At 48.9% G+C, this 11,009-nt stretch carries 10 protein-coding genes; 7 read left to right on the top strand and 3 right to left on the bottom strand.

All coding sequences use genetic code 11. The features are described from left to right. Positions 1-409 precede the first annotated feature (409 nt). A complete protein-coding gene (locus LQ229_RS10625; RefSeq protein ID WP_230191681.1) occupies positions 410-1,636 on the bottom strand; it encodes an IS256 family transposase in 1,227 nt (408 codons plus the stop codon). A 768-nt stretch (positions 1,637-2,404) separates the two neighbouring features. Between LQ229_RS10625 and LQ229_RS10620 the strand changes: the two genes are divergently transcribed. Further along, positions 2,405-2,872, top strand: a complete 468-nt coding sequence (locus tag LQ229_RS10620) for an N-acetyltransferase (RefSeq protein WP_216536160.1) — start codon at positions 2,405-2,407, stop codon at positions 2,870-2,872. A 175-nt stretch (positions 2,873-3,047) separates the two neighbouring features. Here the strand turns inward: LQ229_RS10620 and LQ229_RS10615 are convergent, their stop codons facing one another. Both LQ229_RS10615 and LQ229_RS10610 read right to left on the bottom strand, forming a co-directional pair. After that, the gene (locus LQ229_RS10615; protein WP_230191680.1) at positions 3,048-4,253 is read right to left on the bottom strand and encodes a macrolide family glycosyltransferase; all 1,206 of its coding nucleotides are present in this window, start codon (positions 4,251-4,253) and stop codon (positions 3,048-3,050) included. Beyond that, on the bottom strand, positions 4,196-5,062 hold the full coding sequence (locus LQ229_RS10610) for an AraC family transcriptional regulator (RefSeq protein WP_216536162.1): 867 nt from the start codon (positions 5,060-5,062) through the stop codon (positions 4,196-4,198). The genes LQ229_RS10615 and LQ229_RS10610 overlap by 58 nt, the downstream gene beginning before the upstream one ends. Before the next feature lie 152 nt (positions 5,063-5,214). Between LQ229_RS10610 and LQ229_RS10605 the strand changes: the two genes are divergently transcribed. The 6 genes from LQ229_RS10605 (at position 5,215) to LQ229_RS10580 (ending at position 10,986) form a co-directional block, all read left to right on the top strand. After that, positions 5,215-6,471, top strand: coding sequence for an AMP-binding protein (locus LQ229_RS10605; protein ID WP_216536163.1), 1,257 nt, complete (start codon positions 5,215-5,217; stop codon positions 6,469-6,471). Between the two features lie 6 nt (positions 6,472-6,477). Further along, positions 6,478-6,738, top strand: a complete 261-nt coding sequence (locus LQ229_RS10600) for a phosphopantetheine-binding protein (protein WP_216536164.1) — start codon at positions 6,478-6,480, stop codon at positions 6,736-6,738. 2 nt (positions 6,739-6,740) lie between these two features. Further along, entirely contained in the window at positions 6,741-7,772 is a 1,032-nt protein-coding gene (locus LQ229_RS10595) for a Gfo/Idh/MocA family oxidoreductase (RefSeq protein ID WP_230191679.1), read from the top strand. Continuing rightward, entirely contained in the window at positions 7,741-8,868 is a 1,128-nt protein-coding gene (locus LQ229_RS10590; RefSeq protein WP_230191678.1) for a DegT/DnrJ/EryC1/StrS family aminotransferase, read from the top strand. Before LQ229_RS10595 ends, LQ229_RS10590 begins: the two co-directional genes overlap by 32 nt. 8 nt (positions 8,869-8,876) lie before the next feature. Next, a complete protein-coding gene (locus LQ229_RS10585; protein WP_216536167.1) occupies positions 8,877-9,185 on the top strand; it encodes an acyl carrier protein in 309 nt (102 codons plus the stop codon). A 73-nt stretch (positions 9,186-9,258) separates the two neighbouring features. Beyond that, positions 9,259-10,986: an ABC transporter ATP-binding protein gene (locus tag LQ229_RS10580; RefSeq protein ID WP_230191677.1), complete on the top strand. Its 1,728-nt coding sequence runs from the start codon at positions 9,259-9,261 to the stop codon at positions 10,984-10,986. Positions 10,987-11,009: the final 23 nt, after the last annotated feature.

Genomic DNA, 11,009 nt, shown 5'->3' with positions numbered 1-11,009 from the left:
AAATATTTCGATATGGCAGAGTTCCTCGAATGGCGCAAGACCAGGAAAAAAGGTGATTCAAAAGTAGTTCGGATTGGCTAGCACAATCTCAACGAGGATCATTTTACACACAATAATGGACTTGACCATGCGCTTGCACACTGTGTATGATTTTTCACACTAATTTACAGAATCAGTCCTCTTATCGCCAATTTGTGTATGAAATTTCGTATGAAATCGAGCGATTCGATCCGGGCGTCACACATTATGTATGATTTTTCGTCTACCTTTGCTGGATCAGGGCTCAAATCGTGATTTGTGTATGAAATTTCGTATAAAATCGACCGATTCGGTACCGTCAAGAAGTTTGTGTAAGGTTGTAGGATTTTCCATTTGGGATACCAGTTTGAAGATTCTCATCAGCTTTCATCTAGGCTACTTGGCCTTCATTTTCAACACTGGTCGTTCCTGCAGTATCACACTCCTTGCTTTCGTAACGATCTTTAAACATGTCCATAAGTTTTTGTTTCGTCTCAAGATCTGCAAAACCACGGATGACTCGCTGTGACCATCTTTCGTTATAGTCAACCGAGAATAAGTAGACGATCTTTTCTGCCGCTTCCATGTTCGGCAGGCTATTCATCGGGCGTAAACGCTTGCGGATCTCTTTCATGGTGCGCTCAATGGCATTGGAGGTGTAGATCGCCTCTTTGATCATGGCCGGATACTTGTAAAACGTAAGCAGTGTGGGCAATTGTTTTTCCCATGATGCCATTTCTTTTGGGTATTTCTTGCCCCACTTCACTTTTACTTCTTCAAACGCTTGATGAGCCAAATCGATGTCCTCGGCGTTGTAGATGGTCTTGAGATCATCCATGACTTCCACTTTATCTTGTACGCGGATTTTGGGGAACGTATTGCGCATCTTATGCGTGATGCAATGCTGCACGTCCGCTTTTGGATACGTCTCTTTAAAAGCTTCATCAAGCCCGGAAAGGCTGTCGAAAACGCCCAGTAAGACTTCCTTAGCTCCACGGTTGTACAGATCACGAAGGACCTCTCTCCAACCGTTGGCGCTTTCCTGGCCACCAACATAAAAACCAAGAATTTGCCGGTTCCCGTATACATTGATACCCATAGCCACATAAATGACTTCGCTCTCAACGGTTTGTCGCTTTAATTTACAGTAAATCCCGTTAAGATGGATGACAGAGTACCGTGTATCTAACGGACGCTGATTCCATGCTTCGATGTCCTGTAACACGGTATTCGTAATGTTACTGACTGTGGTCGGTGAATACTGGCTTTTGAACATGCCTTCGATGAACGTAGCGACATCTCGCGTACTCATTCCACCTTTGTACATGTGGATGACTGCTTCCTCAAGCCAACCGTCGCGACGTTGGTAAGGCTCGAATACTTGCGTATGGAATTCACCACGGCGATCCCGCGGCACTTGAAGATTGTCTATCTTTCCGTAACGAGTGTCTAACGTACGCTCATAGTAGCCGTTACGGGTATTGCGTGTGTGCTGCTGTTCATTGGTTAGAAAGTTAGACATCTCTTCATTCATGATGAACTCTAATTTTTCTTTGACAAACTCTCTTACAAGATTTTCAAGTAGATCATTGAGGCCATTTTCGTGTACATTATTCATGAGTAGGGTTCCTTTCTTGGTGGTTTTGGTCAATCCCGAGAATACCCTACTTTTTTGTTGTCTGAAAAGACTCCAAAATTTGTTACACAAACAATTTTACTTCACCACCGATTCGTTACGAAGTTCCTAAAAAGTCCCTGTCAGCGCCCCGAAATTCGCTATTTTCGGCTGCCTACCAAGTTTTTGAGCATATTGGGAACGGTTTTACCTTATTAGCGAATTTCCATTCGTTAATAGAGCATATCCGTTCCTAAAACCGGGTTTTCGAAGCGAAATCGGGGTGAAATAGCGCCCAGCGATGTCTTAAGAAGGCAATTTCGTTCCCAAACCGGAAAAAGTACAGCCCAGTTCCACGCAAAAGAGAAGCACTCTCCCACCCAAATGTAAAGACACTCCCAGCCAAAAGCGAAGCACACCCCGCCCAAAAGTGAAACACACCCCCAGCCAAAAGCGAAGCACACTCCCACACAAAAGCGAGCACACCCCGCCCAAAAGCGAAGCACCCCCAGCCAAAAGCGAAGCACATCCCTACCCAAAGCGAAGCACACTCCCACGCCAAAAGCGCAGCGCATCCCCACTCCGCAGGCGCCGCGGTACGCGATGTTTCCTTTCGTTACAACGGCACTTATGCAGTTGCCGCGCGACTTGGCGTGTCCGATTATTTTTCACCGCGGCCCGGACAAATTCATCTTGCGATTTTATACCATCTGTTGTATATTTATTCATATTACTTGAAAATGAACCGGAGCGTTGCGGGAGGGGAACACCATGCCGGCGATATGCAGAAAAGCAACCACGGACGATGTGGAGGCATTATATCAATTAATAGAAGGGTATGCGGAGAAAGGAATTATGCTGCCGAGGTCGCGCAAAGTGCTGCTGGAGCAGATCGACAACTTCGTCGTCGCTGAGAGCGAAGGAACGGTCGTCGGCTGCGGCTCATTATGCCGGCTAGGCAGCGATTTGGTGGAAATACGGTCGCTCGGCATCGTGGAGACCCACAAGGGACAAGGTCTTGGCACACTGTTAGTGGACTACCTGGTCGAAGAAGCGAGAGCGCAGCAAATTCCGAAAGTGATGGCGCTAACGTATGAAGCGAGATTTTTTCAAAAAAACGGATTCGAAGTCGTGCAAAAAGAAATTTTTCCCGAGAAAGTATGGACGGACTGCGTACATTGCAAAAAACAGCATTGCTGCGACGAAATTGCCGTGTTGAAAATATTGAGTCTGACGTAACGCCATTCTTTGTCGACTTGCATATTTTGGGAGAAACGCGTGACTGCCGGTTTTTTGAGGTTGTAAGAGGAGGGGGATCGCAACGGACGAACATCGCCCTCGGCCAAGCAAACCGCCCCATCATTAGAACATACGAATGACTAATGATGAAGCGGTCTTTTTGCGTTTCAATCGATTACCGCTTAATGTTATGCGCCTCTTTGAACCTCCGAATTTCCTCAATCGCTTTCTTCTGTCCCCCGGCGGCTCGCAAGCCGTCTCCGATCCGGGCGCTATGAACAGCAAATTCGGGCGTATGCAAAATTTCTTCGACGGCATCGCGCAAACGGTCCGCCGTCATCGTGTGCCGATCCAGCATGATTCCCGCGCCCAGCTCCGCGACCCGTTCCCCGACCATAGGTTGATCCGCCGCCATCGGAACGACAATTAGCGGAACATGATAGTATAGCGCCTCGTTGACGCTGTTCATCCCGCCATGCGTAATGAACAAATCCGAACGCCGCAATACCTCCAATTGCGGGGCGAATCGAACGACGGTGAAATGAGGCGGGATTTTCCCTTCAAGCGCATTCAGATCCACTTGATTCCCGACCGACATGATCACTCGCCCGTCGAAGGAAGACAACGCTTCGCAACAAAGCTCATACAGCGATCTGACGTCATTGTACACCGTACCCATCGAAATATAGATCGTTCGTTTGTCACGGTCACGCTCCTCGGTTTGACAATTCGCCGCCGAATCAAACCGGTTCGTCAAACATGGGCCGATAAATTTAAACCGGCCATCCAACGTCCCGCCGAAAGGTTGAAATTGTTCGGACGTGAATACGAGATTGATGTTTCCTTCGTTGAAAAATACGTTATGAATTTCGACCCTCCGTTTTAGCCCGAATTTACGCTCGATGCCGGCGGCCAAGACCCTGAACCGTTTCAAGAGGAGCAGGTTTTCCTGCAACCGATTGGCTTCCTTGTCCGATTTATTTGTAAACCGTTCGGCATGTATAAAGGATGTGCAGGCAGCGATATGCGGAATGCCCAACAAATCGGCGATCGCGGTTCCGCAGCCGTACATGGAATCGTGAATGAAATAATCGAAGGAATGCCGTTCCGCCAACTCCATAACAATTGGCAGTATCACTTCGTATGACTTCAAAATCTTTAGCACGAAAGACATATATAGCTGGGTATCGAAAGGATTGTCCCGGCTCAGAAAATTATCGTAAGCGACGAATGCAACGTTCAACCGTTCCAGTTGGCTGCGAAATTCATGGCTTGATACATAGGTAATTTCCTCCCCAAGGGCCGCCAATTCTTCCACCAAACCTAGAGTCGGATAGACATGCCCGCTGGCCGGGCCATTGACAAATAAAACTTTTGCCATATATTTTCTCCTTTGCCGTCCCGTTTTTGCGAAATGAAGCGTCTGAATTCGAGCGGAGTCATGCCTGTGCCGGATTTCACCATTCTGCTTAAGCGGCTGGGATCGGATATGCCAACGAATTTGCAAATTTCCTTCACGGTATATTCGGTTTGAGCGAGCAATCGCAACGTTCGATTCAGCCTTAACCGATTCAGGAAACGGATCGGGGAGACGGCAAATATTTTGCTGAATTCCTGGCAGAAATAGTTGGGATGGTATCCGATCGATTGTGCGATATCGTGCAGAGACAAATGCGGATTGCCCATATTGACTTTCATATAACGGGTAGCGTAAATTATTGATTTTCCGTTGATGAGATCGAGCGGTTTCCGCTTAATATTTGTATCATGCCGGCGGGTTTGCCGCTCAGAAACGATGTATTGCATAAATTCGGACGCTAAGCAAGCAACGAGACTCGATAGCTTAATTTTACAAGATGCGGATAATGGTTGCGCTTTCAAAGATTCGATCAAACGGAGCATATCACGGACATGCGGCGTTGCTTTCATTTCTACGGGCTGCGCCGTTTCCGTCAATTCCTCCATAGAGAGGAACAATTGCGATTCGAAGGATAGACAGGAGTAGTTAGAACAAGTTGTCTTAACACGAATGGGTATACCGGGCGGGGCGAAGAGGAGTTCCGTTTCTTCTCCGGGGCAATCCAGCCATACGATCTGAAAGTACGGGCTGATCCATTCCGGCGACTCCGGCGAATGGAAGGAAATGAATGTAACCGGAAAGGAATGTAATAGAGCTTCAAGCATAATCATGTCACCTCACCTAGTAAAAATCCTGAAGAATAAACAAGAATCTGAAGAATTGTTTATTGTCGGCCTATAGTACAAAGAGTAAAATTATGTCGTGGAATAGTTTTCTTTAACTACTATACCATCACTTGGTTAATTTGTTAAGAGGTGGAATCATGTTGTCGGTTGATAGTCAGAAATTCGACAAGGCTGCATTCGAAGTCCGTTATCGCGAAATGCGCAACAGAGAAGAATACCGTAATCCGGTAGGCCAAAGATATGCCATATGCCTGCATCATGCCTTCGATCTGATCGCCGCTGTTTTATACATGAAGGAGCGTGACGGTTCGGTTCTACTGATGCATGGCAGCACTCCGTTCGAGTCGGCGCTTGAATTGGCCGAACAATCGGGCTGCTCTTACTTGATCTATCGCAAGTGGGACAACCTATATCGTCTATCTGCATCCGCTGCCGATTACGCGCCTTCGATCTTGCAGTATAGTTCGGGCACATCCCGGGCTCCGTCGCTTATCGCGCGGGAATGGAAACAGGTCGATACCGAAGTGGACGGTTATAACGATTTGTTTGCGGAAACGCCGGTTATGCAGCCCGTTATTCTGGTCTCGGTAACGCATTCCTTCGGCTTGATTACAGGCGTGATGGCTTCCGTTGCAAGGGGGGACGAACCGATTATCGTTGAGGATAAAAATCCGAAATTCGCGCTTCATACGATCAGATCGTTGCGCAGACCCATTGTATATGCCGTTCCTTTTCTTTTTCATGTTATGGATGCGCTTTCGAAAGGAGAGGATCGTTTTTACAAGATGGTCGTATCGGGCTCGCCTCCTTCCGAGGTACTCCTGGATCGGATGAAATCGCGAACGGAGGAAGTGTGGCAGCAATACGGCTGCACCGAGGCCGGCTGCATATCGGTCAGCAAACGTCCATGCTCGGCGACCGATGTGGGGATTCCGTTGAAGCATCTTCGCGTTACGATCGATGCAAGCGGCGGCGGCGGGGAAGGAAAAGGGGAAATCGTGGTTGCGAACGCGAACGGCACAAACCTGGTCAGGACGAAAGATATGGGCTGTTACGATCTTCGTACCGATCGGCTGCATGTATTCGGCAGAATGGACGATTTGATTAACGTTTCGGGTTTCAAAGTCATCCCTGCCGAAGTAGAGTCTGTCATTCTGCAAATGCCCGGCGTGAAGGAATGCATTGTGCATAAAACCGGTCATAACATTTGGGGGGAAGCCGTTCAAGCCCTCATTGTCGGAGACGGATATATTGACGAATCAAGCATACGCTCTTGGTGCATAAAGCGTTTGCCTACCTATAAAGTTCCGAATACGATTCGGATCGTGGGGGAAATTCCGAGAACGGCTGCCGGTAAAATCAGTCGAAAACAATTACAAGAAATGGAGATGTGAATCAATATGACGCGAACAGACATAATCGGCGAATTGCGGACGCTAATGGCGGAGAACCTGGAATTGGACGTGCCCGAATCGCTGGAAGAATCGGCGCGATTGTTTGAAGATTTGGCTATTGACTCTATTATGGTGCTGCAATTAGTGGTCTACATCGAGGAACAATTTGATGTGAGCTTTCCTGAGGAAAGCCTGGATCCGGGAGCTTTTATGACCGTAGGCTCGTTAACCGATCTCATTGAATCGCTCCTTCCGTCGGCGGTGTAGCGATGAGCGGTCCGATTCGACTTGGAATGATCGGCTTCGGCAGAATCGTGGAATTGGTGCATTTGCCTTTGCTCAAACAACTATCCCAATTTCAAGTTTGCGGCATATTCGACATTACGCCGCAACGTTTATCGTTAGCGGCCAAGCGCGGGTTTCCCGTCTATCCGCATTTGGAGCAATTGTTGGAATCCTCCGTAGATGCCGTTTTAATCGCGACGCCGCCGGGCAGCCATTTCGAGCTTGCGCAAGCAAGCATGCGGTTCGGCAAACATATTCTGCTGGAAAAGCCTGTCACCGTTACGGCGGAAGAAGCGATTGAACTGCATCGTACGGCAATGCTGGAACAAAGAATTGTAACCGTTTTCCATAATCGGCGATACGATCAAGATTTCCTATTGGTGAAACGGATGATCGAAGAAGGCAGTTTGGGCGTATTAAAATTCGTGGAAAGAAGACATCATATGTTCGGGTCCGGAGCCGCTTTCGGCGTAAAATCATTTCGCCGGCAATGGCGGAATGAAAAAAGTTACGGGGGCGGGGCGCTTCTGGACTGGGGCGTTCATCTCATCGACCAATTACTGCAGCTCAAGTTGGGCCGGATCTCGGGGGTAAGCGCAACGATGGAACATTTATGGGGCGGCGACGATACGGATGTCGAAGACTATGTTCACGCGCTAATGAAAACCGATCGGAACATTCTCCTCTCCATGGACGTCAATTTCGCTTCCTCAGCCGGGGCGCCGATATGGATTGTAGGCGGGGATCAAGCTACCTTAACCGTAGCATCGAATAACGAAGCTTATCTGTACGAAGCGGGCAAAACCGTCAAGCCCGTTCGATACGAACGCCCGTTGCGGGAAGGACCGGAACTGATTTATTCTTCCTTTGCCGATGCTGTGACGAATCAAGGAAAACTTGCCGTTACGCTGGAAGAAGCAATCGAAACGATGAAACTATTGGATCGGATCCGCGTTGTTTCGCAACCGAGTAAGGAGTATCCGGATGAGAATCTTATTTTCAGCGCCACAATATGAATATGAGATGATTCGGGAACAGTGGCTTGAAGCTGTGGCCAAAATCGCAAGGCAAGGCGTTTTCGTCGGCGGTCCTCCGGTTTCCGAATTCGAGGCCGCATTTGCCGCTTATCTTCAAGCGGAAGGAACGGTCGGAGTGGGGAACGGAACCGACGCCATTTATTTGGCTTTGCAAGCTTTAGGCGTGGGGCCGGACGACGAAGTGATTACGGCAGCCAATACATTCGTAGCGACGGTCGGCGCGATTCATCATACCGGAGCGCGTCCCGTGCTAGTCGACTGCAACGAACATTATTTAATCGACCTGGAGCGGGTGAAGGAATGCGTAACGTCCCGGACAAAAGCGATTATTCCCGTTCATTTATACGGTAAAATGGCCGATCTGAAAGCGATTGCGCCGTGGGCGGCCGAGAGAGGAATCGCATTGATCGAAGATTGCGCCCAGGCGGCAGGCGCAAGCCTTGACGGAATAGCGGCGGGACGATGGGGGGTGATGGGCTGCTTCAGCTTTTATCCGGATAAAAACTTGGGGGCGCTTGGCGATGGCGGGGCGGTAGTCTCTTCTTCATTCGAAATGATTGCAAAGCTGCGCAAATTAAGAAACCACGGCGGAGAGGTCCGATATCAGCATGAAATTTGCGGATATAATAGCCGGCTGGATCCCATTCAAGCAAGCGCATTGCAATTGAAATTGCGTTACTTGGACGATTGGAATAACCGCCGGAGGGAGATTGCTCGCCATTACCGCTTTTATTTAGGCGCAGTGGAGTTTCTTACGCTTCCGGAATTCGCGGACGACAATTCCCACGTGTTTCACTTGTATGTTGTAAGGGTCAAGTACGGCTTGCGCGATGCATTGAAGAAACATTTGCAGAAGAAAGGCGTACTGACGGCCGTGCAATATCCGGTCCCGGTTCATCGATTGCCCGCATACGCGCATTTAGGCTATAAGGCGGGCGACTTTCCCCATGCCGAACTTTACGCGGGAGAGATTTTGTCGCTTCCGATGCATGTTGCCATGACCGAGAACGAAGTTCGCTTTATCGCATCCGAAATCCGGACATTTTATGAATCTTGCCAAACTGTGGGGAGGTAGCGACCGAGATGACTTCCATGGAAGAAGAAATCAAACGATTTATCCGTGAGATTGTGGCGGATCTCTCTCATCACGCAAGTCTCGTACAGGGACATGAAGATACCAAATCGATTCAAAGCATGGGCATTGATTCGGTCATGCTGATTCATCTGATCGTTCGTCTCGAACTGTATTTCGATATCGTCTTTGAGGACGAGGAAATGCTCTTGGAAAATTTTGAAACCGTTCAAGCGATATCCGGGCGAATCATACCGAAACTGGGGGGAGCTTTAGGAGACCCGGCAAACAAATGGCTGGATTGCACTTTAGGCGCTTAGAACGCCGAGTGCATTCCAAAAGGGAGATAGATCGATGCAAAGCATACGGATGTACAGACGTTTGATCCAATACATGAACCCCAGACGGGGATTAACGGTTCTGGCCTTTCTATTGAACCTCCTCGGTCTGGCTCTCGGCCTGATTCAACCGTTTCTTGTCTCGCGTTTTATCGATCAAGTGCTGATTGATAAAAAGATGGACTTGCTCTTGCCCATTTTAAGCCTATCGATCGGCCTTTCGCTGGCCGCCGCCGCGTTTACGGTCATTGGATTCAGTATTTTTCGCTATCTGGAGGCCCGGACTACGCTTGATTTAAGAAATGTCGTCCTACGCCACATCAGAAAAATTCCTATCCCGGAAATCGAGAAGACAGGGCCCGGCAAATATATGGCGCTTATGGGGATGGATACTGCGACCGCATCGAAGTTCATGAATGTGACGGTCATTGACCTATGCATATTATGGTCGCAGATGTTATTTTCGTTTGTCATTGTTTTTATGCTGGATTGGAGACTGGGCGTGATAGCAGCGATTTCCATTCCGGTCGTGATGGCGATTCCCCGCCTTTACAGCAAGCCGATTCGCTGGGCGGTCGGCAATCTTCGTACGCACAACGAGGAGATCGGATCCTATCTATATGAGAGCATCCAAGGCTCGAGGGAAATTCGATCGTTCGGTCTGGAAGCATGGGAAGAACAACGCAACGAAATCATTTATAAAGACCTTATTAAAGTAAGCGTCAAAGAGGGTATGTTTCGGCAACTATCCGGCCAGACGGGAACATTCTTCATTGCCCTGTTCGTCGTGCTCGTCTATGGATTCGGCAGCGGTCAAGCGATGTCCGGCGCTTTAAGCGTTGGGCTGATTATCGCTTCCGCCAACTATATCAATGCCGCGCTAAATCCGATTCAAAGAATGAATTACCTTGTTAGCGACTTGCTGGGCAGCGAGGTTGCCATGGGACGAATCGAAGCTTTCCTCCAAACGCCGGCGGAAACGGCGTCAACGATTGAGAGCGGTATCGCCGTAGTGGAAGAGAGCGTAAGAGAACATGAGCCATTGATCGAAAGCAAGGATCTCTCCGTTTCGTACGACGGAGTTCCGATTCTGACAGGATTGAATCTGGCAATCCGTCAAGGTCAGATGGCGGCGTTTGTAGGGAAAAGCGGCTCGGGCAAATCGACGTTGTTTAAAACGGTTCAGGGCTTCATGCCGATCGCTTCGGGGAATTTGTCTATCAACCGGATTCCGCTGGAGCTATGGCCGAGAAACGAGATTGCGAGGAAGATCAGCTATGTTTCGCAAGAAACGTTTTTATTCAAAGGCACATTGTTCGAAAATGTCGCGCTCGGCAAACTGGATGCTGCGGAAGATGAAGTTTACCGGGCTTTATGCGAGGTGGATCTGAAATCGTTTGTGGATTCGCTGCCTCACGGAATCCATACGCAGATTGATAATCAAGGGTCCCGCTTGTCCGGAGGGCAGCGGCAACGCTTGGCGATCGCTCGGGCATTGATCGGGAACCCGGACATTCTTATTTTGGACGAGCCTACTTCGGCGCTTGACCGCCAAACCGAATTGCAGGTCCTTTCCAACATTCGGAAGGCGATGAAGGGAAAAACGATTCTTATATCGACGCATCGGCTGGAAAGCATCCGCTCGGCCGATCTCATTTATGTGTTGGAGCATGGGACCGTTCGCGATTCCGGCGGGCACGACGAATTAATGAAACGGTCCAAACTGTACGCCCAAATGGTAAAAACAAGCGAATTATTGGAGAAAGTGGCGCAAACGGGATGAGGGACCACCCGTTTTTCGGGGAA

Origin of the sequence: Paenibacillus sp. CECT 9249, from assembly GCF_918697855.1 — a bacterium.
Lineage (GTDB): Bacteria > Bacillota > Bacilli > Paenibacillales > Paenibacillaceae > MSJ-34.
Note: the sequence above shows the minus strand (reverse complement) of the source record. Positions and strands in the feature narration are given on the sequence as shown.

Coding starts and splice junctions, on each gene's coding strand:
- LQ229_RS10625 (WP_230191681.1), bottom strand. CDS start 1,636: ATGAATAATGTACACGAAAATGGCCTCAATGATCTACTTGAAAATCTT.
- LQ229_RS10620 (WP_216536160.1), top strand. CDS start 2,405: ATGCCGGCGATATGCAGAAAAGCAACCACGGACGATGTGGAGGCATTA.
- LQ229_RS10615 (WP_230191680.1), bottom strand. CDS start 4,253: ATGGCAAAAGTTTTATTTGTCAATGGCCCGGCCAGCGGGCATGTCTAT.
- LQ229_RS10610 (WP_216536162.1), bottom strand. CDS start 5,062: ATGATTATGCTTGAAGCTCTATTACATTCCTTTCCGGTTACATTCATT.
- LQ229_RS10605 (WP_216536163.1), top strand. CDS start 5,215: ATGTTGTCGGTTGATAGTCAGAAATTCGACAAGGCTGCATTCGAAGTC.
- LQ229_RS10600 (WP_216536164.1), top strand. CDS start 6,478: ATGACGCGAACAGACATAATCGGCGAATTGCGGACGCTAATGGCGGAG.
- LQ229_RS10595 (WP_230191679.1), top strand. CDS start 6,741: ATGAGCGGTCCGATTCGACTTGGAATGATCGGCTTCGGCAGAATCGTG.
- LQ229_RS10590 (WP_230191678.1), top strand. CDS start 7,741: ATGAGAATCTTATTTTCAGCGCCACAATATGAATATGAGATGATTCGG.
- LQ229_RS10585 (WP_216536167.1), top strand. CDS start 8,877: ATGACTTCCATGGAAGAAGAAATCAAACGATTTATCCGTGAGATTGTG.
- LQ229_RS10580 (WP_230191677.1), top strand. CDS start 9,259: ATGAACCCCAGACGGGGATTAACGGTTCTGGCCTTTCTATTGAACCTC.